Origin of the sequence: Kitasatospora sp. NPDC059827 (assembly GCF_042731675.1) — a bacterium.
GTDB lineage: Bacteria > Actinomycetota > Actinomycetes > Streptomycetales > Streptomycetaceae > Kitasatospora.
The window spans coordinates 19,054-42,898 of record NZ_JBHWIV010000026.1; the positions used below are offsets into that span (position 1 = coordinate 19,054).

A 23,845-nucleotide genomic window follows, 5' to 3' on the forward strand; every position below is an offset into this window, starting at 1 on the left:
GAGGACCAGGTGAGTGGAGCCACGGGTGCTGCGGGAGGACCCGCCGGCGGCCGTCCGGGCGCGCAGGGCGGGGGGTCGTACGGCGTTCCGGGGCAGCCGCCGACCGAGCACTCGGCCGCGTCCACCTCGCTGATGCCGCCGGTCGGCGGAGCGGGCCAGGCCGGACAGAGCGGTTTCTCGCAGCCGACGACGTACACCAAGGGGCAGCCGACCCCGGCCCGGGGCACCCGGACCGGCGGCAACACCCCGCCCGGCGGCACCCCGGTGCCCGGCGCGGCGCGTCGCCCCGCCGCCGCCCCGGCGACCGTCGGGGGCGGCCTCGGCCGGACCCGCAAGGCCCGGCTGCGGGTGACCAAGGTCGACCCGTGGTCGGTGATGAAGGTCAGCTTCCTGCTGTCGCTGGCCGTCGGCATCATCATCATCGTGGCCTCGGCCGTGCTGTGGATGACCCTGGACTCGCTCGGCGTCTTCGACTCGCTGACCAAGACCCTCAAGGACGTCACCGGCGGCGGCGCGGACAACGCCAGCAGCCAGCTGAACCTGATGGACTACATCGGCTTCGGCAAGGTCATGATGTTCACCACGCTGATCGCGGTGGTCGACGTGGTGCTGCTGACCGCGCTCTCCACGCTGTCGGCCTTCATCTACAACGCGGCGGCCGGATTCACCGGCGGCGTCGAGCTCACCCTGGCCGAAGAGGACTGATCCGGCCGGATCCTGACCCCTGGTCAATTCACCGTCCGCGGACGGAATGTACGGGCCCCGCAGGCTGTTGCAGCCTGCGGGGCCCGTCGGCATTTCGGGTGACAGCCGGCTCCCGCGGCGTGCCGCCCGGAAACGGGCCGGCCGCGGTGGGATTAGCTGGACGCCGCCCGTTCCCACCCGTGGGAGTGCCGCAGGCCGCCCCGGTCGGTCGACCGGGTCAGGAGGGTTTCCGCAGGAAGGCTGGACGGAGGCGCGCGGTGGCGAAGCTCGCAGATCAACTGGTCGAGGCCCTGGACGGGCTGTTGGGCATCCCGATCCCCTTGCGGGTGCAGGCCTGGGACGGCAGCGTCGCCGGGCCGCCCGGAGCACCCACCCTGGTCCTGCGCAACCGCAGGGCGCTACGCCGGCTGATGTGGCAGCCGGGCGAGCTGGGCCTGGCCCGGGCCTACGTCTCGGGGGACCTCGACCTCGCCCCCGGCACCGACCTCTACGAGACGCTCTCCGAGGTCGCCCGCTTCGCCGAACTCCCCGAGATCCGCACCATGGCCCTCGGTCCGCGCGACGTCCTCGGCGCCGCGGGCCGCCGGGCGGTCGCCGCGGCCCTCCGGGCCGGGGCGGTCGGCCCGGAGCCCACCCCACCCCCGGAGGAGGTCCGCCGGGCCCAGGGGCGGCTGCACAGCCGCGGCCGGGACCGCGCCGCCATCAGCCACCACTACGACGTCGGGAACGACTTCTACGGCCTCGTGCTGGGCTCCTCGATGGTCTACTCGTGCGCCTACTGGACACCCGAGGCGAAGAGCCTGGAGGCCGCCCAGGAGGCCAAGCTCGACCTGATCTGCCGCAAGCTCGGCCTGCGGCCCGGGATGCGGCTGCTGGACGTCGGCTGCGGCTGGGGCTCGCTGCTGCTGCACGCGGCCGAGCACTACGGGGTCACCGCGGTCGGCGTCTCGATCTCCACCGAGCAGGTCGCGCTGGCCCGCGCCCGGATCGAGGAGGCCGGCCTGGCCGACCGGGTGGAGGTCCGGCTCCAGGACTACCGGGAGATCACCGACGGCCCCTTCGACGCGATCTCCAGCGTCGGGATGGCCGAGCACGTCGGCGCGGAGCAGTACCGGGTGTACGCCGACGGCCTGTTCCGGCTGCTGGCGCCCGGCGGCCGGCTGCTCAACCACCAGATCGCCCGGCGCCCCGACCACCCCGGCGAACCGCACCGCACCAGCCCCTTCATCGACCGCTACGTCTTTCCGGACGGCGAGCTCTCCCCGGTCGGTTCCACCGTGGCCCGGCTGGAGGAGGCCGGCTTCGAGGTCCGGGACGTCGAGGCGCTGCGCGAGCACTACGCGCTGACCCTGCGCGAGTGGGTGGCCAACCTGGAGGCGCACTGGACGGAGGCGGTCCGGCTGGTCGGCCTCGGCCGCGCCCGGGTCTGGCGGCTGTACATGGCGGCCTCCGCGCTGGCCTTCGAGCAGAACCGGATCGGGGTGAACCAGATCCTCGCCGTCCGCAGCACCGAGGAGGGCGGCTCGGGCCTGCCGCCGACCCGTGAGGAGTGGCTGGTGCGCCCGGCCGCCGAGGTCACTGCCGCGACCCCGGTCGGAACGGATTTGGGGGATCGGCGGTCGGTCCGCTAATCTTTCAGTGCGGCAAGGGCCTATAGCTCAGACGGTTAGAGCGCTTCCCTGATAAGGAAGAGGCCACAGGTTCAAGTCCTGTTAGGCCCACCACCGCGAAGGGCCCGGAGTGATCCACTCCGGGCCCTTCGACGTTTTCGCAGATCGGGCGGCTTCCGGTACGCTCTGTGTGCAGCGAGGGCCTATAGCTCAGACGGTTAGAGCGCTTCCCTGATAAGGAAGAGGCCACAGGTTCAAGTCCTGTTAGGCCCACCGCCCCGAAGGGCCCGGAGTGATCCACTCCGGGCCCTTCGACGTTCCCCGGCGGACCGCCCCTGACGAGGGCTTCCCGGGCGGACCGGGTGCGGACGATCCGTACGACATGAGGTGCGGCGTCAATCCTCGGACCGGACCGCCGGGTTGACGGTGCCGGTGGCTGGTCACGATTGGGACACCGGTGTGTATCATCGGCCGCAAGGGCAGTCCGGCACCCGACAGCCCGTTCGCGCTCGAAACACATCTGGACTCGTCGGCCCGGTCGGTCCGGCCGGAGCACCGGCTCCTGAGTCCGCCAACGCTAGAAGGACGAGGTCCCGCGGTGAAGAAGCTCCTCCTGGTCGCCCTGGTCGCCCTCGGCGGCTTCTTTGTCTACCGTCAGGTCCAGGCGGACCGCGCCGAGCAGGACCTGTGGACCGAGGCCACCGACCCGGTTCCGGCCGGTCGCTGAGCCCCGGACGATCTGACGATCGACGGTCTTCGGAGGCGCTGACCGGCGCCTCCCGAACCGGTCGGCCCGTTCATTCGATCGGACCGGCCGGTTCCCCCAGGGGGACGGCTCTCGGAAACACGCCGGAACCCGGTACGCTAGTGCCCGTTGGCACGCGCCGTGCCGTCGAGGGGCATTAGCTCAGTTGGTAGAGCGCTGCCTTTGCAAGGCAGATGTCAGGAGTTCGAGTCTCCTATGCTCCACAGCGCCTGAACGGCGGTCGACCCTTCCGGGTCGGCCGCCGTTCGGCGTTCCCGGGGTCCTAGGGTGTGTCGTCCTCGGTGGGCTCGGCGGCTCCGGCCGCCTCCTCGGGGGTGAGGCCGTTCACCGGGGAGGTGGCGGCGGTCGCGCCGGCCGGCCGGTGGGACGGCGGCGCCGGGGGCTCGACCAGCCACTCCGGGTTGCTGTGCCGGCGCCACCACTGCCAGGCGACCAGCCCGCCGCCGACCGCCAGTACCCCGGCCAGCAGCAGCCCGGCCGTCGTCCGGCCGCCGCACCGCTGCTGCCGCTTCGCGTTCCGGGCGGCCAGCTCGTTGATCTCGGCCGAGCTGACGTGGCCCTGGAGGGCGGTCAGCGCGGCGGCGCCGCGGGACTGGGCCTCGTGGGCGACCGGGGAGACCGCGGCCCGGGCCTCCTCGACGGCCTGGGCGACCCTGGGGCCGACCGTGCTGCGCGCCTGGTCGGCGGCGCGGGCGGCGGACAGGCGGGCCGCCAGAGCGGCCTCCTGGGCCCGGTGGAGGGCCCGCAGGGTGTTCTGCTGGGCCTCGGGCGGCAGGTTGGCGAAGGCCTGGCCGAACTGCGGGGCGAGGTGCCGGTCGTACTGGACACGGAGGGTGTGGGCGGCCTGGGCGGCCTTGGGGCCGAGGGCGTCCAGGGCGGGCCCGAGGCGCTGCTTGGCGCCGTCCGCGAACTGTGCGGCGGAGTCCCGGGTCCTGGTGGCGGTGTCACGGGCCGAGTCCGAAAAGCTCACGAGTCTCTCCTCCTGGTGGCGTCCTTTATGCACATATCCACCTGAATGCTGATCATGCATCCGGATTTGTCCACCGGCACGCCGGGGTGGGCCGTACGCGGGCCCCGGCGGGGCCGTTCGGGGGCCCTGCGGGGCACCGGCCGCAGTAGGCTGGCGGCTTCGGTGGTCGGCCAGGGGAAGGGGTAGCCGCTGATGCTCCCGGACGAGCCGCGAGGGTCCACGGACCGGTCCCCCGGGGCCGGGCAGCCCGACTGCTACCGGCACCCGGGGACGCCCACCGGGATCTCCTGCACCCGCTGCGAGCGGCCGATCTGCCCGCAGTGCATGGTGGCCGCCGCGGTGGGCTTCCAGTGCCCCGAGTGCGTCGGCGAGGGGCACGCCGGGGCGCGGCGGGCCACCACCCGCTTCGGCGGGGCGCCGACGCTGGACGGCGGGCTGGTGACCCGGACCCTGGTCGGGATCAACCTGGTGGTCTGGGTGCTGGCCGCGTACGTGCTCAACCCGCGCCTGGGCGAGGTCTGGTCGCTGGCCAGCGCCGGCCGGGCGCACGACGGGGGGCCGTACGGCGTCGCCGACGGCCCGGGCCAGTGGTACCGGCTGCTGACCGCCACCTTCCTGCACCTGGAGTGGTGGCACATCGGGCTGAACATGCTGGTGCTGCTGTGGCTCGGCCCCCCGCTGGAGGAGGCGCTCGGGCGGCTGCGCTTCCTGGCCCTCTACCTGCTCGCCGGGCTGGGCGGCAGCACCTTCGCCTTCCTGGTGGCGGGGGACTGGATGAACTCGGTGGGGGCCTCCGGGGCGGTCTTCGGCCTGATCTCCGCCACGATCCTGATGCAGCTGCGGGACCGGGGCCCGGTCGCCCCGGCGGTGGCCTTCCTGGTCTTCAACCTGGTGGTGACCTTCGCCCGCCCGAACATCGACTGGCGGGCGCACATCGGCGGCCTGGTGGTCGGCGGCCTGGTCGCCTTCGGCCTGATGTACGCCCCGCGCGAGCGGCGCGCCCTGGTCCAGTGGCTGACGCTGGCCGGCGCGGTGGCCGTGGAGGCGACGCTGCTGCTGATCGGGATGGCCCTGTACGGCGCGTGACGCCCCGGACATTTGTCCACAGCGGGTGCGGAGTTGTGCACAGGCCGTGCGGTGGCCGGGCTGTGGACTGTTGTTCTACGCGTGTCCTGCTGTGCGGTTCGTCCGCGTCCCGGGAGTTGTGCACAGCTGTGGACGGTGTCGCGGCACAGAGTTATCCACAGGCTGTGGGGACTTTTCCCCAGTGTGGATAACCATGTGGATAAGCCCGACCGTCCGATGGTGGGACCGTCCGATGATGGGCGTGCCGATGGCACCGCGACCGGTCGCGGGCACGGCTGACCGCCACTCCGGGACCGGGGTCCGAAGCGGCGGTCAGGACTCGGGATCGAGCCTCAGGACGCGCGGAGCGTCACTTCCACTGGGTGGAGACGCCGAACCCGGCCGCGATGAAGCCGAAGCCGACCAGGATGTTCCAGTTCCGCCAGCTCTCCACCGGGTAGCTGCCGCTGGTCACGTAGTAGGTGACGATCCACACCAGGCCGATCAGGAACAGTGCCAGCATCAGCGGTGCGACCCAACTACGGCCCGAGCTGATCTTCACCGCGGTCGCAGCCGGCGGGGTGTAGTCGGACTTCTTGCGGAGTCGAGACTTCGGCACGAGGAGCTCTCCTGTCGATGCGCTGTGAGACCGCGCAGGGGTGCAGCGGGCGAGACGCCGACGGACGGTCGAGGAGAGGGCTCTGGGACCACTCCCACGCCTGCCACCGGCGTCCGTTAGCGTAGTGGCTCGGCGGGTCTCAAGGAGATAAGGGTACGGTGACTAATTTGTCGATTCCCCCCGGGAAGGCCGTCACCCCCCGTTCCGGCACCCGAATTGTCGGACGTGCCCTGACCTGCACCGTGTTCGCGCTCGCCGGTCTGCTCTTCTACATCAGCGCGCAGACCGCCCGCGGCACCGATCTGCGGACCGACAACTCGCTGCTGAGCCTCGGCGACGTCATCCGCCAGCGCAGCGGGCAGAACCAGCAGGCGCAGTCCCAGCTGGCCGACCTCCAGTCCCGGGCGCAGGAGCTCACCGAGCAGCAGGGCCACGACCCCGCCGACTCGGCCCGGCTGGACGGCCTGCGGCTCGGCGCGGCCCTGGAGCCGCTCCAGGGCGGCGGGTTGACCGTCACCCTCAACGACGCCCCGCCGAACGCCACCGCGCGCATCCCCGGGGTCCCGGAGCCCGGCGTCAACGACCTGGTCATCCACCAGCAGGACATCCAGGCCGTGGTCAACGCGCTGTGGCGGGGCGGCGCGGCCGGCGTCCAGGTGATGGACCAGCGGCTGATCTCCACCAGCGCCGTCCGCTGCGTCGGCAACACCCTGCTGCTCCAGGGCCGGGTCTACTCCCCGCCGTACGTGGTCAAGGCGGTGGGCCGGACCGACGCCCTGCGGTCGGCCGTCGAGGGGGACCCGACGATCCGCAACTACCTGCAGTACGTCCAGGCGTACGGCCTGGGCTGGAAGGTCCAGGAGAGCGGGGACCTCACGCTGCCCGGGTACTCCGGCACGACCGAGCTCCGGTCCGCGGGCGGCCAGCCGTAGCGCGGCGGCAGTAGGGGTGGACCGGCCTCACGGCCGTGGATACCGGGTCTACTCTTGAGCCCAGTCCGCTACCTAGAGGGAGCACCATGTACGGCTTCATCTGGCGTCACCTCCCGGGGAACGCCCTGGTCAAGGCCGTCATCTCGGTGCTCCTGATCCTGGGGATCGTCTACCTCCTCTTCACCTACGTCTTCCCGTGGGCGGAACCGCTGCTCCCCTTCGGCGACGTCACAGTGGACGGCGGCGACGGCGCCCCGGCCGGCTGACCCGGCCGGCCCGGAACTTCCCCCCAGTACCGCATCCCACGGAGAGCACGCGCGCATGACCACCCAGTCGACCCCGCCCCGCATCCTGGTCGTGGACAACTACGACAGCTTCGTGTTCAACCTGGTCCAGTACCTGTACCAGCTCGGCGCCACCTGCGAGGTGGTGCGCAACGACGAGGTGACCGTCGAGCACGCCGTCCGCCGGGCGGGGGAGGAGGGCTTCGACGGGGTGCTGCTCTCCCCCGGGCCCGGGTCGCCCGAGGAGGCCGGGGTCTGCATCGCGATGGTGCACCACTGCGCGGCGATCGGGCTGCCGGTGTTCGGCGTCTGCCTGGGCCTCCAGTCGATCGCGGTGGCGTACGGCGCGGTGGTCGGCCGGGCGCCCGAACTGCTGCACGGCAAGACCTCGCCGGTCGAGCACGAGGACGGCGGGGTGTTCGAGGGCCTGCCCTCGCCGCTGACCGCGACCCGCTACCACTCGCTGGCCGTCGACCCGGCCACCGTGCCGGACGAGCTGGTGGTCACCGCCCGGACCGGCAGCGGCGTGATCATGGGTCTGCGCCACCGTGAACTGCCGGTCGAGGGCGTGCAGTTCCACCCCGAGTCGGTGCTGACCGAGGGCGGGCACCGGATGCTCGCCAACTGGCTGGCGGAGTGCGGCTTCCCGCAGGCCGTGGACCGGTCGGCCGGGCTCGCCCCGGTGATCGGCCGGGGCTGAGCCGCGTGACCGCGGTACGTCCGGAGGGGCGTTACCAGTCGGAGCCGGGCCCGTACGGCGGCCCGCCGCAGTACGCCGGCGGCCCGTACCAGGGCGCGGAGCCCGGTGCCCCGCAGTACGGCGCCCCGCAGTACGGCGGGGCCGTGCAGGCCCGGCCGTACCCGGGGGAGCCGGCCGCTCCGGGCACACCCGAGGACGGCTGGGGCGTCTACGAGCAGGCCGAGCGGCCCGTCGAGGGCGGGCCCGAGTACCCCTGGCTGCCCGACCAGACCCTCCAACTGCGGCTGCCCGTCGAGGGCGGCGAGCCGACGGTCGAGCCCGTCGCGCCCACCGGCGGCCGGGCCGAGCGCCGTCGGGCCGCCCAGGGCCGGACCGCCGTCCGCACCGGCGGCGGCCGGCGCCGCGCCAAGGGCCGGGGAGCCGCGGGGCCCCGCCCCAAGGAGTCCGCGGTCGTGGTGGCCGCCCGCCTCGTCGGCGAGCTGTGCATCACCCTCGGCGCGGTGATGCTGCTGTTCGTCGCCTACCAGCTCTGGTGGACCAACGTGCAGGCCGACGCGGCCGCCAACAGCGCCCGGGACCAGCTGGAGCAGCAGTTCGACGCCCAGCCGCCCGGTGCGGGGCAGCCCGCCGCCGACCCGAACAAGCCCGAGGCGTTCGCGCCCGGCAAGGGCTTCGCCATCGTCTACCTGCCCAAGCTGGGGTTGAAGTTCCCGATCGCCGAGGGCACCGACAAGGCGGCGGTGCTCGACAAGGGCCTGGTCGGCCACTACCCCGGTACCGGGATGCCGGGCGACCAGGCGGGCAACTTCGCGCTGGCCGCGCACCGCAACACCCACGGCGAGCCGTTCCGGTACATCAACGAGCTGGGCAAGGGCGACAAGGTCGTGGTGGAGACCGCGACCGGGTACTACACGTACGAGATCACCGGGGGGATCCCGCAGACCTCCCCCAGCAACGTGAGCGTGATCAAGCCGGTGCCGAACGGCTCCGGGTACGCCGGGCCGGGCCGCTACATCACGCTGACCACCTGCACCCCGGAGTTCACCTCCAAGTTCCGCCTCATTGTCTTTGGCAAGATGATCGAGGAGCGGCCGCGCAGTCAGGGCAAACCGGCCGCGATCACGGGCGGATAGCCGCCCGGTACCGGTTTCGGAGGGGGAGCACCGCAGATGCAGGACGACGGGACCACGCGGCCGGCCGGTACGGCGGAGGAGGCCTTCCCCCCGCCCGGACGGGAGGGCCGCAAGGGCCGTGGCCGGGCACTGGCCGCGCTCGGGGTGTTCGGCGAGCTGCTGATCACCCTGGGCCTGGTGCTCGGCCTGTTCGTGGCCTACTCGCTCTGGTGGACCAACGTGCAGGCGGACGCCTCCGCCGCGCACGCCGCGGACCGGCTGCGCGGCTCCTGGGCGGCCGGTCCGACCGCCGGCCCGCCGGGCGGGAGCGGCACGGCGCCCGCGCCCGCCGCGGTGCCCGCGATCGGGGACGACGTGGGCTTCCTGCACGTCCCGGCGATGGGCCGGGACTTCCAGGTGCTGATCCGGATGGGCACCTCCACCGCCGTCCTGGACGAGGGCGTGGCGGGCGTCTACGAGCAGCCCTACAAGTCCGCGATGCCCTGGGACGAGACGGGCAACTTCGCGCTGGCCGCCCACCGGGACGGCCACGGTGCCAAGTTCCACGACCTGGACGCCGTCCAGCGGGGCGCCGCGATCGTGGTGGAGACCAAGGACAAGTGGTACGTCTACAAGGTCGACAACACCCTGCCGGAGACCTCCAAGTACGACACCGGCATCGTCGCGCCCGTCCCGGTGAGTTCCGGGTACGCCGGCCCCGGCCGGTACATCACCCTGACCACCTGCACGCCGGTGTACACCTCGCGCTACCGGATGGCCGTCTGGGGCAGCCTGGTCCGGGTGGACCCCATGGACGCCAAGCGCACCCCGCCGCCGGAGCTGCGCTGATCCGAGGGCTCGGCCGAACGCAACGCCGAACGCAAGGCCGGAACGGAACGCCGGAACGGAACGCCCGAGGGCCCGTCGCGATCTCCGCGACGGGCCCTCGGGCGTTCTCACCGCTCCCGCTCCCCGGCGTCAGAACCAGGGGAAGAGGGGCGGCTTAGTTGTTGCCCCCTTTGCCGGGGGGTGTGGTGTTGGGGTCCCCCCCTTTGGCCGGATCGGCCGGGCGGGTGATCAGCTGCACCTGGGTGTTCGGGTCCACCTGGCTGCCGGCGCCCGGGTTGCTCTGCACCACGACCGCGTTCGGGTCCTGCGGACCGGCGATCACGGTGTAGGTCAGGCCGAGCTTCGCCAGCTTGTCGCCGGCGTCCGAGAGCTTGACGTTCTGCAGCGGCGGGATCTGCGGCTTGTCCGGCGCCTTGAAGATCGTCAGGATGATCTTGGTGTTGGCCGGGACCTTGGTGTTGGCCGGGACCGACTGCTGGGCCACGGTGTTGGCCTTGGTCGGGTCGTTGGTGGTCGTGGTCTTCGAGGCGTCCACCTGGAAGCCGGCCGCCTGCAGCGTGTTCGTCGCGTCGTCCTTCTGCGCGCCGACCACGTTCGGGACGGTCTGCTTGGTCTTGCCCTGGGAGACCGTGAGCTTGACCGGGGCGCTCGGGTCCGCGGAGGCGCCGGCCGGGGGGTCCTGGGAGAGCACGGTGTCCTGCGGCGCGGTGTCGTCGTCCTTGTAGTCCGGCGTGGCGATGTTGGTGAAGCCGGCCGCCGTCAGGGCCTGCATCGCCTGGTCCTTGGTCTTGCCGGTCACGGTCGGCATCTGGGCCTTGGCCGGACCGGAGGAGACCTGGACGGTGAGGTGGGCGTCCTCGGCGACCGAGGTGCCCGCCGTCGGGGTCTGGGTGCAGACCTGGTCCTTCTTGACGTTGGTGTCCGGGCAGGCGATCTTGTCGCCCTCGGTGACCACCAGCTTGGAGCCGGCCGCGGCCGCGGCGGTCCTGGCGTCCGCCAGGCTCTTGCCGACCAGGTTCGGCGCCGTGACCTTCGGGGCGTCCTTGGTGCCCTTGTCGCTGAACATCGCCTGGGCCACGAAGAAGGTGCCGACCAGGACCAGCACGGCGGCCACCGCCAGGACGATCCAGGAGGTGTTGCTCTTCTTCTGCCGGTCGTCGCCGCGCCGGCCGCCCCGGCCGTAGCCGTCGTCGTAGCCGTCGTGGCCGCCCGCGCCACCGGCGGAGGTCTGGCCGTAGCCGTCGTCCTGGTAGCCGGAGGCCTGCGGCAGCATGGTGGTCGGGCCGCCGGGCTGCTGCGGCAGCACGTTGGTCTGGCCGTACGGGTCGTGCTGCTGCGGGTAGCCGTTCTGGTCGTAGCCGTACCCGGCGGCGCCCATGCCGTAGGCGGCCTGCTGGGCGGCAGCGACCGGGAGGCCGTCGAGGAAGCGCTCGATGTCGTCGCGCATCTCGTCGGCGCTCTGGTACCGGTAGTCGCGCTCCTTGGCGAGCGCCTTGAGCACGATCGCGTCGATCTCCGGCCGCACCTCGGGGTCGAAGACCGACGGCGGCTGCGGCTCCTCCCGGACGTGCTGGTAGGCCACCGCGACCGGGGAGTCGCCGACGAACGGCGGCCGGACGGTCAGCAGCTCGTAGAGCAGGCAGCCGGTGGAGTAGAGGTCGGAGCGGGCGTCGACCTGCTCGCCCTTGGCCTGCTCGGGGGAGAGGTACTGGGCGGTGCCGATCACGGCCGAGGTCTGGGTCATGGTCATCCCGGCGTCGCCCATCGCGCGGGCGATGCCGAAGTCCATGACCTTGACGTTGCCCTGCCGGGTCAGCATCACGTTGGCCGGCTTGATGTCGCGGTGCACGATCCCGGCCCGGTGCGAGTACTCGAGGGCCTGGAGGATGCCGATGGTCATCTCCAGCGCCCGCTCGGGCAGCAGCCGGCGGCCGGAGTGCAGCAGCTCGCGCAGCGTGGACCCCTCGACGTACTCCATCACGATGTACGGGATGGAGATCCCGTCGATGTAGTCCTCGCCGGTGTCGTACACGGCGACGATCGCGGGGTGGTTCAGGGACGCCGCCGACTGTGCCTCGCGGCGGAAACGGGCCTGGAACGACGGATCCCGCGCCATGTCGGCCCGGAGCGTCTTCACTGCGACGGAACGGCCGAGCCGGGTGTCATGGCCGAGGTACACCTCGGCCATGCCGCCGCGTCCGAGGACGCCGCCGAGCTCGTACCTGCCGCCGAGGCGACGAGGCTCTTCCATAGTTCCGACCCTCTCCTTCACCCGCCGGTGAGGTTGTGACGTAGATGTCCCCGCACGCTCTGGGTGACGCCGCGCGGGCCGAGACCGGTTCTCCGGCCGGGCCGTGCACCGCCTCGCGGGCGGCAACGGGCACACCCGCTGCTGGCGGATACGCTACCGGTCGCACCGCACCGGACCGGAGTCAGCCGTCGGCCGATATCAGACCGGTATCCGGACGGGGGTGCCGATCGTGACTTTCGCCTCACCGTCGCTCTACTTGCCGAGCGCGGCCTGCATCACCGCCTTGGCGATCGGGGCCGCGAGGCGGCCGCCGCTGATGCCGTCGCGGTTCTGGGAGCCGTCCTCGACCACCACCGCGACCGCGACCGACTGGCCGTCCGAGGTCTTGGCCCAGGAGGTGAACCAGGCGAACGGCAGGCCGGCGTTGTCCTCGCCGTGCTGGGCGGTGCCGGTCTTGCCGCCGACCTGGAGGCCGGGGATCTTGGCGTTGGTGCCGGTGCCGTTCTCGACCACCGAGACCATCAGGTCCTGCATCTTCTGCGCGGTGGCCGGGCTCATCGCCTGGGAGAACTGCTTCTCGGTGTGCTTGGAGATGGTGGTCAGCGAGGCCGAGCGCTCCTGGTCGACCAGGTACGGCTGCATCAGGCTGCCGTTGTTGGCGATCGCCGCGGAGACCATGGCCATCTGCAGCGGGGTGGCGCGGGTGTCGTGCTGGCCGATCGAGTCCTGGGCGGTGCCGTCCAGGCTGGGGCTGTCCGGGAAGATGCTCTTCTCCGAGCGGACCGGGGTGTCCACCGTGCTGTTGAAGCCGAACTTCTCGGCCTGCGCCCGCATCTTGTCCTTGCCGAGGTCGGCGCCCATCTTGGCGAAGACCGTGTTGCAGGACTGGTCCATCCCGGACTCGATGGTGGCGTTCTCGCAGCGCTCGTTGGGGCTCTCGTTCTTGAGCACCGTCTGGGTGTTGGGCAGGGTGTACGGGTCCGGCGTCTTCGTGGTGTCGTTGACGCCCTGGTAGAGGCCGTTCTCGAACGCGGCGGTGGCGGTGACCAGCTTGAAGGTCGAGCCGGGCGGGTAGGTCTCGCGCAGCGCCCGGTTGAGCATCGGCTTGTTCGGGTCCGCGTTGAGGTCCTGCCAGGACTTGGTGTCGCCGCTCTCGCCGCCGGCGAAGGTGCCCGGGTCGTAGGACGGGGTGGAGACCAGGGCCAGGATCGCACCGGTCTTCGGGTCGAGCGCGACCACCGCGCCCTTCTTGTCGCCCAGGCCGTCGAAGGCGGCCTTCTGCACCTTGGCGTTGATCGTCGTGACGACGTCGCCGCCGCGCTTCTGCTCGCCGGTCAGCATGTCCAGGGTGTTGCGGAAGAACAGCCGGTCGTCGGTGCCCGAGAGGATGCCGTCCTCCAGGTTCTCCAGCCCGCTGGAGCCGTAGGCCTGCGAGGAGTAGCCGGTGACCGGCGCGTACATCGCGCCGTCCTTCCAGGAGCGCTTGTACTTGTAGCGCAGGCCGTTCACGAAGTCGGAGTTGGTGACCGGCTGGCCGCTGACGATGATGTTGCCGCGCGGGTGGGCGTAGCGGTCGTACAGCTGGCGCTTGTTGTTCTTGTTGGAGGCCAGCGCGTCGGCCTGGACGCCCTGCACCCAGTTGGTGCGCACCATCAGCGCCAGGATCAGCACCAGGCAGAAGATCGAGACCCGTCGGATCGGCTTGTTCATCGGGCGGGTCCTCCCTGGCCCTCGGGGACCGGGGCCGGTTCGACCCCGGGACGTCGGGCGCTGTCGCTGATCTTGAGCAGGATCGCGACCAGCGCCCAGTTGGCGACCACGGACGAACCGCCCTGTGCGAGGAACGGCATGGTCATACCGGTCAGTGGGATCAGCCCGGTGACCCCGCCGGCCACCACGAAGACCTGCAGCGCCATCGCCGAGGCGAGCCCGACGGCGAACAGCTTGCCGAAGGGGTCGCGGGCGGCGAGGGCGGTGCGCAGGCCGCGCTGCACCAGCAGGGCGTACAGCAGGAAGATCGCCATCAGGCCGGTCAGTCCGAGCTCCTCGCCGAAGGAGCCCAGGATGAAGTCGCTCTTGGCGGCGAAGTTGATCAGCCAGGAGCGGCCCTGGCCGAGGCCGGAGCCGGTCACCCCGCCGGAGCCGAGCGCCATCAGCGACTGGCCGATCTGCTCGGTGGCGCCCTTGGGCGGGGTCGGCGCGAAGGCGGCCATCGGGTCGAGCCAGGCGTCGATGCGGACCTTGACGTGGCTGGTGGTCATGGCCACCGCGACCGCGCCGCCGACCGACATCAGCAGGCCGAACAGGATCCAGCTGGTCCGCTCGGTGGCGACGTAGAGCATCACCACGAACAGGCCGAAGAACAGGAAGGACGTGCCGAGGTCGTTCTCGAAGACCAGGATCAGCAGGCTGAGCAGCCAGATCACGACGATCGGGCCGAGGTCGCGGCCGCGCGGCAGGTACAGGCCCATGAAGCGGCGGCTGGCCAGCGCCAGGGCGTCCCGCTTGACCATCAGGTAGCCGGCGAAGAACACGGTCAGGACGATCTTGGCGAACTCGCCGGGCTGGATGGAGAAGCTGCCCATCCGGATCCAGATCTTCGCGCCGAAGTCCTCCGCCCGGGCCGGGAAGAAGGCCGGCGCGGCCAGCAGCACCAGCGCCACCACCATCGAGATGTAGGTGTAGCGCTGCAGCACCCGGTGGTCCTTCAGGAAGACCATCACACCGATGAACAGGGTGACCCCGAGGGCCGACCACATCAACTGGTTGCGGGCCGCCGGGAAGTTGCCGCTGAGCAGGTGGCCCGCCTTGTCCAGGCGCCAGATCATCACCACGCCCAGCCCGTTCAGCAGGGTGGCGATCGGCAGCATCAGCGGGTCCGCGTACGGCGCGAAGCGGCGCACCAGCAGGTGCGCGACCAGGGCCAGCGAGCCCATCCCGAGGCCGTAGCCGAGCATCCCGGTCGGGAGCCGGGAGTCCATCGCCAGGCCCACGTTGGCGTACGCCAGGATCGGCAGCAGCACGGCGAAGACCAGCAGGGCCAGTTCGGTGTTGCGGCGGTTCGGTGCGCCCTGGAGCGAGATGGTGGTGTTGCCGCGGCGTCGCGGCACGACACGCCCGCCCGCCGCCCGGCGTCGGGAGCCGGTGCGGGCGGTGTCGCCGCTCAGGTCGTAGCTGCTCACGTGGTGACCGCTCCCTGACGGCCGGCGGGCCCGTTCCGGGCGGACCTATGTCGGATCAAGGACGTCACGGCTTCGGGCAGGCTTCGGCCCGGCTGCGCTCGTCGTCGGACAGTGCGGGTTGCTGGGGCGGCTGGGCCTGCTCGCTCGGGGCGGCCGCCGGGGGGGTGGCGTTCGGCGTCGGGGCGGCGGTGCCGGGGGCGGACGGGGTCGTCGTCGCGGACGGCGCGGCCGCGCCCGGGGAGCGGGGCTTCTCCCGCTCGCCGGGGGTGGTCGGGGTGGCGGCCACGAACGCGGTCCTGGTGGCCGTGGTGCCCTGGGTGCCCTGCGGGGCGGCGGTGTTCGCGGTGGCGGCCTTCTGGCACAGCTTGGCCCAGTCCACCAGGGTGCCCATGGTCTTCTGGGCGTCCGACAGGCTGCCGACCGAGATGGTCCGGTTCACCTGGGCGCGCTGGTCCTGCGGCAGCCACTTCAACGGCGCGTCGCTGTGCGACTCGTGCACCGAGGACAGGCTCAGCCCGGCCAGGTTCTGGTTGACGCCCTGGTAGATGGCGACGTGGTCGCCGTCCTCGCCGATGTAGTACTGGTCCTGGGTCCACTGGTAGCCGAAGTACCCGGCGCCGCCGAGCAGGCCGAGCGTGACCAGGACGGCCAGCGGGACGGTCAGGCCCCGGCGCTTGCGCCTGGAGGGCTGCTCCCCGTCGAACTCCTCGGTGCCGTACACCGAGGGCTCGGCCGGGTAGCCGTAGCCGCCGTCGCCCTCGTAGCCCTCGGCGGGGCCGAAGCCGTTCCCGGCCGCGTCGTAGCCCTCGGCCGGACCGAAGGCGCCCTGCGGGCCGCGGCCCAGGCCGGCGGCGCGGCCGGCCGGGGTGTCCGCGATCGAGCGGTCGGCGGCGGTCGAGGACGGCGGGGTCTCGGCGACCGCGCCGACGACCACCGGGACGTCGTTGAACTGGCCGCTCATGGTGTCCGTGGCGCCGACGTCGATGACGTCCGCCACGATGCAGGTGATGTTGTCCGGACCGCCGCCGCGCAGCGCGAGCTGGATCAGCTCCTGCACGGTCTGCTCGGGCGAGTAGTAGCTGCCCAGGGTGTCCTGGAGGGTCTGGTGGCTGACCGGGCCGGAGAGGCCGTCCGAGCAGATCAGGTAGCGGTCGCCGGCCCGGACCTCGCGGATCGAGAGGTCCGGCTCGACCTGGCCGCGGCCGTCCAGGGCCCGCATCAGCAGCGAGCGCTGCGGGTGGGTCTCGGCCTCCTCGGGCGTGATCCGGCCCTCGTCGACCAGGCGCTGCACCCAGGTGTGGTCCTGGGTGATCTGCACCAGCGAGCCGTCGCGCAGCAGGTAGGCGCGGGAGTCGCCGACGTGCACCAGGCCCATCCGCTGGCCGGTCCAGAGCATGGCCGTCAGGGTGCAGCCCATGCCCTCCAGCTGCGGGTCCTCCTCGACCATCTGCCGGAGCCGGTCGTTGGCGCCCTGGACGGCGTCGCCCAGCAGGGTCAGCAGGTCCGCGCCCGGCACGTCCTCGTCCAGCCGGACGATCGAGCCGAGCACCTCGGAGGAAGCGACCTCGCCGGCCGCGGCGCCGCCCATGCCGTCGGCCACGGCCAGCAGCCGCGGCCCGGCGTAGCCGGAGTCCTCGTTCCCCTCCCGGATCAGTCCCTTGTGGGAGCCGGCGGCGAAGCGCAGCACCAGGGTCATGCGACCTGTGCCCCCCTCTGGGTCTTGGACGGGATGCTGTCCCTCATGCGCTACTACTTCCGCAGTTCGATGACGGTCCTGCCGATACGGATCGGCGTGCCCGGCTGGAGCGGAGTGGGCGCGGTCAGGCGCTGCCGGTCCAGATAGGTGCCGTTGGTGGAGCCTAGATCCTCGACCGTCCACTGCCCAGTCTGATCCGGATAGATCCTGGCATGCCGGGAGGACGCGTAGTCGTCGTCCAGCACGATGGTCGAGTCGTGCGCCCGGCCCAGCGTGATGGTCTGGCCCTGGAGGGCGACGGTCGTCCCGGCGAGCGAGCCCTGGACGACCACCAGCTGGGTCGGGGCGCCGCGGCGGCGGCCGCCGCCGCCCTGGGTCTGGGCCGCCGGGGCGCTGGTGCCGGGGGCGGGGGCCGCGGGACGTCCGGGTGCCGTGGTGGTCGCCGCGGCGGCGCCGGACGCGGTGGCGGGCCCGCCACCGCGACGGGAGCTGCGGGGGTTCACCTTGGTGCCGAACAGGTCGCTGCGGATCACCTGGATCGCGACGATGACGAACAGCCACAGCACGGCCAGGAAGCCCAGCCGCATGACCGTGAGGGTCAGTTCTGACATGGCCGTCCCGCCAGTCGGTGAGCGAGGCGCGCGAACAACTCGGACACTACCCTTCGACCTGCCGGTAGACGATGGTGGTGGAGCCCACGACGATTCGGGAGCCGTCGCGGAGCGTAGCGCGCTGGGTGTGCTGCCCGTCCACCACGATGCCGTTGGTGGAGCCCAGGTCGAGGACCATCGAAGGGGTGCCCGGGCGGATCTCGGCGTGCTTGCGGGAGACCCCGGGGTCGTCGATCCGGACGTCCGCCTCGGTCGAGCGGCCGAGGACGCAGGCCGCGCCGGTGATCTGGTGGCGGGCGCCGTTCACCTCGATCCAGCGGCGGACCGAGGTGCCGTGGCCGGCTCCGGGGAAGGCGCGGACGTTGCCGCCGGCCGGAGGGCCCGGGGGCATCGCGGGGGGTGCGGCCGGCGGCGGGGGCGCGCTGTACTGCCCGGCGCCGCCCTGCTGCCACGGTGCGCCGGGGGCCGGTGCGGCCGGCTGGCGGTCGTAGCCGGGCTGCTGCGGGGCGAACTGCTGGGGTTCCTCGGAGGCCAGGGTGCGGCTGCGCACCCGGTAGAGGCCGGTGTCGAGGTCGTCGGCCTTCTCCAGGTTCACCTGGAGCGGGCCCATGAAGGAGTACCGCTGGGCCTCGGCGTACTCGCGGACCATGCCGGCCAGCTCGGCGCCGAGCTGCCCCGAGTAGGGGCTGAGCCGCTCGTGGTCGTGCGGGCTGAGCTCGACGATGAAGTCGTTCGGCACGACAGTGCGGTCGCGGTTCCAGATGCTCGCGTTGTTGTCGCACTCGCGCTGCAGAGCGCCGGCGATCTCCACGGGCTGGACCTCGGACTTGAACACCTTGGCGAAGGTGCCGTTGACGAGACCCTCCAGCCGCTGCTCGAACTTCTTCATCATCCCCATGGGGCACCCCCTTCCAGGGTTCGTTCGCCTGCCTGCCGACCGGGGTCCGCCGCGGAGGTGTCCTCGGGGGAGTCGGTCGTGCCTACTTGCGGTACTTCCGTACTGATCGTATCCACGCCGGGCCCTTCCGTACGGTTCCCGGACCGCGTGGTGCCGGGGGGTGGGCTCGGACACACAGGGTGACGCATTCCGGGTACGGCACGCCAGGTCTGCCCGTCGGAGCGGTGCACCGCGCTTCGCCCGTCCGTTCGTCGCGCGGCCGTTCGGACGTGGTCGGTCTCCCCGGGAAACGGATTCGGAGCAGCCCCCCAGGTCGTGCTACTGTTTTCCACGTCGGAAGGGCCGCCCGAAAGGGAGCCGGACCGGGGAAACGCGAAGACCACATGGTACCGAGCGGCTCCGCGGAACGGACGGCAGTGAAGACGACACCCATGCGCGGGTGGCGGAATAGGCAGACGCGCTGGATTCAGGTTCCAGTGCCCGAAAGGGCGTGGGGGTTCAACTCCCCCCTCGCGCACAGCGAAGCCCCGCAGATCTTCGGATCTGCGGGGCTTTCTCGTTGTCCCGCGCCGTCGGCCCGCCCCGTCGGACCGGCCCCGGAGGGCCGGGGCCGGTGGGTCAGGCCTGGCCGGCCGGGAGGTCGGCGCGGACCTCGAAGCCGCCGTCCTGGGTCGGACCGGCGGTGAGGGTGCCGCCCAGCAGCTGGGCGCGCTCGCGCAGCCCGACCAGGCCGTGGCCGCCGCCCGGCAGGGTCTCGGCCGGGCGGACCGGCGGCGCCTCGTTGCGGACCTCGACCCGCAGCCGGCGGCCCTTCGCCCGGACCCGCACGTGCACCACCGCCTCCGGGGCGTACTTGGTGATGTTGGTGAGCGCCTCCTGGACGGTGCGGTAGGCGGCCCGTTCGACCGCCTCCGGCCACGGGCGGTCACCGGGGTTCAGCTCGGAGTCGGCGGCCAGCCCGCTCTCCGCGATCAGCCGGGGCAGGTCGGCCAGCCGGGGCTGCGGGGCGAGCGGGGCGTCCGGGCGGGGGCCGCCGGTGCTGCGCAGCACCCCGACCATCTGGCGCAGCTCCTCCAGGGTCCGGACGGACAGTTCGCGGATGGTGCGGGCGGTGGTCGCGGCGGCCGGGTCGGTGGTGCTCACCTGGAGCGCGCCGGCCTGGATGCTGATCAGGCTGACCTGGTGCGAGACCACGTCGTGCATCTCCCGGGCCAGCCGGCCGCGCTCGCTGATCAGCACCCGTTCGGCGAGCAGCCGGCTCTCCCGCTCCTGGCCGCGGGTCAGTTCGTCCAGCCGGGCGGCCAGCTCCCGCCGGGTGCGGGAGAGCAGTCCGGTGGCGGCCGGGCCGGCGGAGAGCATCACGGCCTGGATGGCGTCCAGGGCGGTGTTCCGGCTGAGCTCGACGAGCGGGTTCGGCAGCGGCCAGTGGAAGAAGTCGACCAGGGTGAACAGGGCCGCGCAGGGGAACAGCACCGCGGCCCTGGGGCGCTCGGTGGCGACCGTGTAGACGGCGGTGATCGGGGCCAGCCAGATCGCCTCCACCCAGGTGCCGGGCATGGTGAGCAGCAGCACCGTCACCGGGAAGCGACGCCGCCAGAACAGCGCCACGGCGGCCAGCACGGAGAGCGTCACCTGCCACCAGGTGGAGTCCCGGGACACCAGGGCGGCGTCCATCAGGGAGTACAGGACGGGCAGCAGCACCATCGGCCAGGGGGCGGTGCACCAGGCCGGCAGCCGTCGGGACGGCAGCTGGTCGGCGGCCGTCATGCCCCGTCGCCGGGCTTGGGCCGCACCAGGCCGGCCCGGTGGGCGAGCACGGCGGCCTGCACCCGGTTGGCGGCGCCGAGCTTGCCGAGGATCGCGCTGATGTGGTCCTTGACCGTGCCGGTGCCGAGGAAGAGCCGGTCGGCGATCTCGGCGTTGGACAGGCCCTCGCCGAGCAGGGCGAGCACGTCCAGCTCGCGGCCGGTCAGGGTGCGGGCCAGCGCGGTGGCCTCGGCGTCCGGGCCGCCGCCGTCCACGTAGCCGCCGATCACGGTGCGGGTGACGGTCGGGGAGAGGATGTTGCCGCCCGCGGCGAGCACCCGGACGGCGTGCACCAGCTGCTCGGGGGCGGTGTCCTTGAGCAGGAACCCGGTCGCGCCGGCCCGCAGCGCGGTGCCGATGTACTCGTCGGTGTCGAAGGTGGTGAGCATCGCGACGGCCGGCGGGTCGGGCAGGGCGCGCAGGCGGCGCAGCACCGAGATGCCGTCGAGGTCGGGCATCCGGATGTCGAGCAGCACCACGTGCGGGCGCAGGCGCTGGACGTGCTCCTCGGCCTGTCCGCCGGAGCAGTCGCCGACCACCTCCAGGTCGGGGGCGGAACCGACGATCAGGCCGAGGCCGGAGCGGACCAGGATCTCGTCGTCGACGATCAGCACGCGGGTGGTGGTGATGGGGGGCCTCCTCGGTTCGGGCGGCCGGGTTCGGTCGGTCCGCGGGGGTCGCTTTTGAGAGTAGGGGTAGCCGGGGCGGGGTGCCGAACCCATGGGGGGTAAGAACCCCCGCCGTTCGGCGGGGGTGGGAATCCGCTACCCGGTTCACGCAATTTTCAGGAATGGTGCGGAACCATGGAGTTGGCTGCCTTTTCCGGCCGGTCGCTCGACGCGGGCGGTCGGTGGGCGGGGGTGGCCGGTCAGCCCGTCGGGCCCGTGCCGGCGCCCGGCGCCGGGCCGCGTGCGGATGCGCCCCACCATCTGATCGTTTGGAATTGAGCTGTGTCGTCCACTGTGAAGTCGGAGCCGTCCGCCACCTCCGCCGAGCCCCGGCCCGCCGGACCGCTCGACCGCTGGCGCCCGCGGGCCGCGGCCGCCTCGGTCTGGTACCTCCGACTGCTGGCGCTGCTGAACGTGGCGACCGTGCTGCTGGTGCCCTGGGGGAACCAGGTCAACGAGCACAACGAGGGCGAGTACTTCACCCCGTACCTGATGACCTCCGGCCTGGCGGCCGCGGTGCTGTCGGTCTTCCTGGCGGTCGCGATGCGGCGGCGCAAGCGGGCCGCGTGGATCTTCAACGCGGCGCTCAGCAGCGTCTTCGCCCTGCTGTACCTGGCGGTCATGGTGCTGCCCGGCGAGCGCTTCAACAAGCACCCGCTCAACTACATCTCCACGGTGCTGACCTGCCTGTTCGTGCTGGCGCTGCTGATCGGGCGCAAGGAGTTCACCTCCAAGGGCGACCGCTCCAACCCGAAGACCGCGGCGGCCACCTTCGTCGGCGGGCTGTTCTTCGGCGGTGCCGTCGGCGCGCTGCTGGTCTGGATCACCAACGAGCTGAACGGGGCCGGCTGGTGGGACCTCTTCCGCTACTCGGTCGGCCGGATGATCACCGTCACCCCGTCCGAGCACCTGCGCTCCGTGATCGCGGCCCCGACCTGGGTGAACGCGGCGATCAACGCGATGGGCGCGGTGCTGTTCCTGCTGGTGCTGTACGTGGCCTTCCGCAGCCCGCGCGGCAAGGAGCTGCTCAACCCCGAGGACGAGGCGAAGCTGCGCGGCCTGCTGGACAAGCAGGGCGAGCGGGACTCGCTCGGCTACTTCGCGCTGCGCCGGGACAAGGCGGTGGTCTTCTCCCCCAGCGGCAAGGCGGCGGTGACCTACCGGGTGATCGGCGGGGTCTCGCTGGCCTCGGGCGACCCGATCGGCGACCCGGAGGCCTGGCCGGGCGCGATCGAGGCCTGGCTGTCCGAGGCCCGCGAGCACGCCTGGGCGCCGGCCGTGATGGGCGCCTCCGAGGAGGCCGGGGTGATCTACGCCCGGCACGGGCTGGACGCGCTGGAGCTGGGCGACGAGGCGATCGTCGAGCTGGACGAGTTCTCGTTGGACGGCCGGGCGATGCGGGTGGTCCGGCAGGCGTACAACCGGGTCAAGCGGGCCGGGTACACCGTGCGGATCCGCCGCCACGAGGACATCTCCGAGGAGGAGATGGCGCAGCTGGTGTCCAAGGCCGACGAGTGGCGCGACGGGGCGACCGAGCGCGGCTTCTCGATGGCGCTGGGCCGGCTCGGCGACCCGGGCGACGGCCGCTGCGTGATGCTGGAGTGCAGTGACGGGGACGGTGAGCTCAAGGCGCTGCTGAGCTTCGTCCCGTGGGGCCCGGACGGGCTCTCGCTGGACCTGATGCGCCGGGCCCGGGACACCGAGAACGGCCTGATGGAGTTCATGGTCATCGAGCTGCTGCAGCGCGCCGAGGAGGTCGGGCTCAAGCGGGTGTCGCTGAACTTCGCGATGTTCCGCTCGGTCTTCGAGCGCGGTTCCAAGCTCGGCGCCGGTCCGGTGCTGCGGCTGTGGCGCTCCGTCCTCGGCTTCTTCTCGCGCTGGTGGCAGATCGAGTCGCTGTACCGCGCGAACGCCAAGTACCGGCCGATCTGGGAACCGCGCTACCTGCTGTTCGAGAAGAGCAGCGAGATCCCGCGGATCGGCATCGCGAGCGCGCGTGCCGAGGGCTTCATCGTCGCGCCGAGCCTGCCCGCCCTGTTCCGGCGCCGGCACGCCGGGCCCGCCGTGGTGGCGCCCCGGGTGCCGGTGGCGGCCCGGGACGGGAAGGGGTAGCCCTCCGTCGGGGGGCGGAGGGGGGCCGGGCGGCCGGGGGCGGAGAAGGCCATCGGTCGTACGGGGGGTCCGGAGGGGGGATTCGTCTCCCTCCTGAGGATGACCTCGATCCCCATCCATGCCGATGTGGATTTGTTAACAGGCTTCTAATGTGGGAGTAGCTGACAAGTTCGGGGATTCGGGAGAAACGGTTGTGATTCACAGGACCCACGCGGGGGGCGTGCGAAAGGGGCTGCTGGCGCGAGCCAGACAGGCCGCTGTCGCAGAGTGGGGGACGTTGTACCTGACGGTCCGCGGCGCGGTGGTGCGCAAGAAGTTCGCCGCCTTCCCGCTGGCCACGGCGGCGACGTTTCTGATCCTGCTGTTCAGCATCGTCCAGCACCTGCCGGGCGGTGAGCGGTTCGTCAACCACATCGGGGTGGTGCGGGCCTCGCTGCCGCTGGAGGTCTCGCTGCTGCGGACCCCGCTGTCGTTGTACGTGCCGGCCCTGGACCTGCCGGTGTGGGGAGCGCTGGCCCAGGTCTTCGTGGTCTTCGCGATCGCCGAGGTCGTGCTCGGCCGGCGGATGACGCTGGTGGTCGCCTACGCGTGCACCCTGGCGGGCACGCTGTTCGCCCGGGTCGGCGTGGCGATGGGGCCGCACCACCTGTTCGGCTTCCCGAAGTGGGTCGCCTTCGTGCGGGACACCGGGCCCTCGGCGGCGGTGGTGGCGCTGGCGATCTGCATCGCGTTCCGCACCCGGGCCTGGTTCACCGCCGCCACGGTGGTGGTGCTGATGGTCGGCGAGGCGGTCGTGCTGCCGAACCTGGCAGGCCTGGAGCACGTGGTCGCGGTGGTCACCGCGCTGCTGATCGCCGTCTCGGTCGAGGTCTTCGGGGACTTCTGGCCGCGGGTGCTGGCCGGGGTCGGCGCCGCCACCTCGGTGGCCACCTCGGCCTCCCGGGAGGTCGCGGCGGAGGCCCGGCGCCGTTCGGCGGGGGCCGTCATCCCCTGAGTGACCCTTCACCTT

21 protein-coding genes and 4 tRNA genes are annotated in these 23,845 nt (G+C 72.1%); 15 read left to right on the forward strand and 10 right to left on the reverse strand.

Going from position 1 to position 23,845, the window contains the following annotated elements:
- Nucleotides 1–9 precede the first annotated feature (9 nt).
- From ACFV8H_RS18335 to ACFV8H_RS18360, 6 genes are all read left to right on the forward strand, one after another.
- A complete protein-coding gene (locus ACFV8H_RS18335; protein ID WP_375891852.1) occupies nucleotides 10–705 on the forward strand; it encodes a DUF3566 domain-containing protein in 696 nt (231 codons plus the stop codon).
- Between the two features lie 257 nt (nucleotides 706–962).
- Nucleotides 963–2,336: a class I SAM-dependent methyltransferase gene (locus ACFV8H_RS18340; RefSeq protein WP_375891854.1), complete on the forward strand. Its 1,374-nt coding sequence runs from the start codon at nucleotides 963–965 to the stop codon at nucleotides 2,334–2,336.
- Between the two features lie 16 nt (nucleotides 2,337–2,352).
- Nucleotides 2,353–2,429: transfer RNA gene (locus ACFV8H_RS18345), tRNA-Ile, on the forward strand.
- An 85-nt stretch (nucleotides 2,430–2,514) separates the two neighbouring features.
- Nucleotides 2,515–2,588, forward strand: a tRNA-Ile gene (locus tag ACFV8H_RS18350).
- 325 nt (nucleotides 2,589–2,913) lie between these two features.
- Nucleotides 2,914–3,042 (forward strand): DLW-39 family protein, encoded by a 129-nt coding sequence (locus ACFV8H_RS18355; protein ID WP_014137031.1) that lies wholly within the window; start codon nucleotides 2,914–2,916, stop codon nucleotides 3,040–3,042.
- A gap of 169 nt (nucleotides 3,043–3,211) precedes the next feature.
- Nucleotides 3,212–3,284: transfer RNA gene (locus ACFV8H_RS18360), tRNA-Ala, on the forward strand.
- Between the two features lie 59 nt (nucleotides 3,285–3,343).
- Here the strand turns inward: ACFV8H_RS18360 and ACFV8H_RS18365 are convergent.
- The gene (locus ACFV8H_RS18365; RefSeq protein WP_380400910.1) at nucleotides 3,344–4,051 is read right to left on the reverse strand and encodes a DUF5324 family protein; all 708 of its coding nucleotides are present in this window, start codon (nucleotides 4,049–4,051) and stop codon (nucleotides 3,344–3,346) included.
- Between the two features lie 192 nt (nucleotides 4,052–4,243).
- On the opposite strand from ACFV8H_RS18365, the gene ACFV8H_RS18370 reads away from it, so the two are divergent.
- Nucleotides 4,244–5,137, forward strand: a complete 894-nt coding sequence (locus ACFV8H_RS18370; RefSeq protein WP_380400912.1) for a rhomboid family intramembrane serine protease — start codon at nucleotides 4,244–4,246, stop codon at nucleotides 5,135–5,137.
- A gap of 349 nt (nucleotides 5,138–5,486) precedes the next feature.
- Here ACFV8H_RS18370 and crgA read toward each other — a convergent pair whose 3' ends face one another.
- Nucleotides 5,487–5,735 carry a cell division protein CrgA gene (gene crgA, locus ACFV8H_RS18375; RefSeq protein ID WP_380400914.1) on the reverse strand — a complete coding sequence of 83 codons (249 nt, stop codon included), beginning with the start codon at nucleotides 5,733–5,735 and terminating at the stop codon, nucleotides 5,487–5,489.
- 242 nt (nucleotides 5,736–5,977) lie between these two features.
- On the opposite strand from crgA, the gene ACFV8H_RS18380 reads away from it, so the two are divergent.
- From ACFV8H_RS18380 to ACFV8H_RS18400, 5 genes are all read left to right on the forward strand, one after another.
- Nucleotides 5,978–6,667 (forward strand): DUF881 domain-containing protein, encoded by a 690-nt coding sequence (locus ACFV8H_RS18380; protein ID WP_380400915.1) that lies wholly within the window; start codon nucleotides 5,978–5,980, stop codon nucleotides 6,665–6,667.
- Nucleotides 6,668–6,753: 86 nt separating this feature from the next.
- Complete coding sequence (locus tag ACFV8H_RS18385; RefSeq protein ID WP_375891861.1) at nucleotides 6,754–6,933, forward strand: hypothetical protein; 180 nt, start codon at nucleotides 6,754–6,756, stop codon at nucleotides 6,931–6,933.
- Nucleotides 6,934–6,988: 55 nt separating this feature from the next.
- On the forward strand, nucleotides 6,989–7,651 hold the full coding sequence (locus ACFV8H_RS18390) for an aminodeoxychorismate/anthranilate synthase component II (protein ID WP_380400917.1): 663 nt from the start codon (nucleotides 6,989–6,991) through the stop codon (nucleotides 7,649–7,651).
- A gap of 5 nt (nucleotides 7,652–7,656) precedes the next feature.
- Nucleotides 7,657–8,784, forward strand: a complete 1,128-nt coding sequence (locus ACFV8H_RS18395; protein ID WP_380400919.1) for a class E sortase — start codon at nucleotides 7,657–7,659, stop codon at nucleotides 8,782–8,784.
- Between the two features lie 36 nt (nucleotides 8,785–8,820).
- On the forward strand, nucleotides 8,821–9,612 hold the full coding sequence (locus tag ACFV8H_RS18400) for a class E sortase (RefSeq protein ID WP_380400921.1): 792 nt from the start codon (nucleotides 8,821–8,823) through the stop codon (nucleotides 9,610–9,612).
- A gap of 154 nt (nucleotides 9,613–9,766) precedes the next feature.
- Here ACFV8H_RS18400 and pknB read toward each other — a convergent pair whose 3' ends face one another.
- The 6 genes from pknB to ACFV8H_RS18430 all read right to left on the reverse strand — a co-directional run bounded on the left by pknB (nucleotide 9,767) and on the right by ACFV8H_RS18430 (nucleotide 18,250).
- Nucleotides 9,767–11,863 (reverse strand): Stk1 family PASTA domain-containing Ser/Thr kinase, encoded by a 2,097-nt coding sequence (pknB, locus tag ACFV8H_RS18405; RefSeq protein ID WP_380400923.1) that lies wholly within the window; start codon nucleotides 11,861–11,863, stop codon nucleotides 9,767–9,769.
- A 252-nt stretch (nucleotides 11,864–12,115) separates the two neighbouring features.
- Nucleotides 12,116–13,573: a peptidoglycan D,D-transpeptidase FtsI family protein gene (locus ACFV8H_RS18410; protein ID WP_380400925.1), complete on the reverse strand. Its 1,458-nt coding sequence runs from the start codon at nucleotides 13,571–13,573 to the stop codon at nucleotides 12,116–12,118.
- Entirely contained in the window at nucleotides 13,570–14,973 is a 1,404-nt protein-coding gene (locus tag ACFV8H_RS18415) for an FtsW/RodA/SpoVE family cell cycle protein (protein ID WP_375891974.1), read from the reverse strand. The genes ACFV8H_RS18410 and ACFV8H_RS18415 overlap by 4 nt, the downstream gene beginning before the upstream one ends.
- A gap of 136 nt (nucleotides 14,974–15,109) precedes the next feature.
- A complete protein-coding gene (locus tag ACFV8H_RS18420) occupies nucleotides 15,110–16,741 on the reverse strand; it encodes a PP2C family protein-serine/threonine phosphatase (RefSeq protein WP_380400927.1) in 1,632 nt (543 codons plus the stop codon).
- A 53-nt stretch (nucleotides 16,742–16,794) separates the two neighbouring features.
- Nucleotides 16,795–17,352 (reverse strand): FHA domain-containing protein, encoded by a 558-nt coding sequence (locus tag ACFV8H_RS18425; RefSeq protein ID WP_380400928.1) that lies wholly within the window; start codon nucleotides 17,350–17,352, stop codon nucleotides 16,795–16,797.
- 46 nt (nucleotides 17,353–17,398) lie between these two features.
- On the reverse strand, nucleotides 17,399–18,250 hold the full coding sequence (locus ACFV8H_RS18430) for an FhaA domain-containing protein (RefSeq protein WP_380400930.1): 852 nt from the start codon (nucleotides 18,248–18,250) through the stop codon (nucleotides 17,399–17,401).
- 433 nt (nucleotides 18,251–18,683) lie between these two features.
- Here ACFV8H_RS18430 and ACFV8H_RS18435 point away from each other — a divergent pair.
- Nucleotides 18,684–18,767: transfer RNA gene (locus ACFV8H_RS18435), tRNA-Leu, on the forward strand.
- Between the two features lie 101 nt (nucleotides 18,768–18,868).
- Here the strand turns inward: ACFV8H_RS18435 and ACFV8H_RS18440 are convergent.
- Together ACFV8H_RS18440 and ACFV8H_RS18445 are read right to left on the reverse strand one after the other, a co-directional pair.
- Complete coding sequence (locus ACFV8H_RS18440) at nucleotides 18,869–20,017, reverse strand: sensor histidine kinase (RefSeq protein WP_380400932.1); 1,149 nt, start codon at nucleotides 20,015–20,017, stop codon at nucleotides 18,869–18,871.
- Nucleotides 20,014–20,664, reverse strand: coding sequence for a response regulator transcription factor (locus tag ACFV8H_RS18445; protein ID WP_229928260.1), 651 nt, complete (start codon nucleotides 20,662–20,664; stop codon nucleotides 20,014–20,016). Before ACFV8H_RS18445 ends, ACFV8H_RS18440 begins: the two co-directional genes overlap by 4 nt.
- Nucleotides 20,665–21,006: 342 nt before the next feature.
- Here ACFV8H_RS18445 and ACFV8H_RS18450 point away from each other — a divergent pair, with 342 nt between their 5' ends.
- Together ACFV8H_RS18450 and ACFV8H_RS18455 are read left to right on the forward strand one after the other, a co-directional pair.
- Nucleotides 21,007–22,836, forward strand: coding sequence for a phosphatidylglycerol lysyltransferase domain-containing protein (locus ACFV8H_RS18450; protein WP_380400934.1), 1,830 nt, complete (start codon nucleotides 21,007–21,009; stop codon nucleotides 22,834–22,836).
- Between the two features lie 277 nt (nucleotides 22,837–23,113).
- Complete coding sequence (locus ACFV8H_RS18455) at nucleotides 23,114–23,830, forward strand: hypothetical protein (RefSeq protein WP_380400936.1); 717 nt, start codon at nucleotides 23,114–23,116, stop codon at nucleotides 23,828–23,830.
- Nucleotides 23,831–23,845 lie beyond the last annotated feature (15 nt).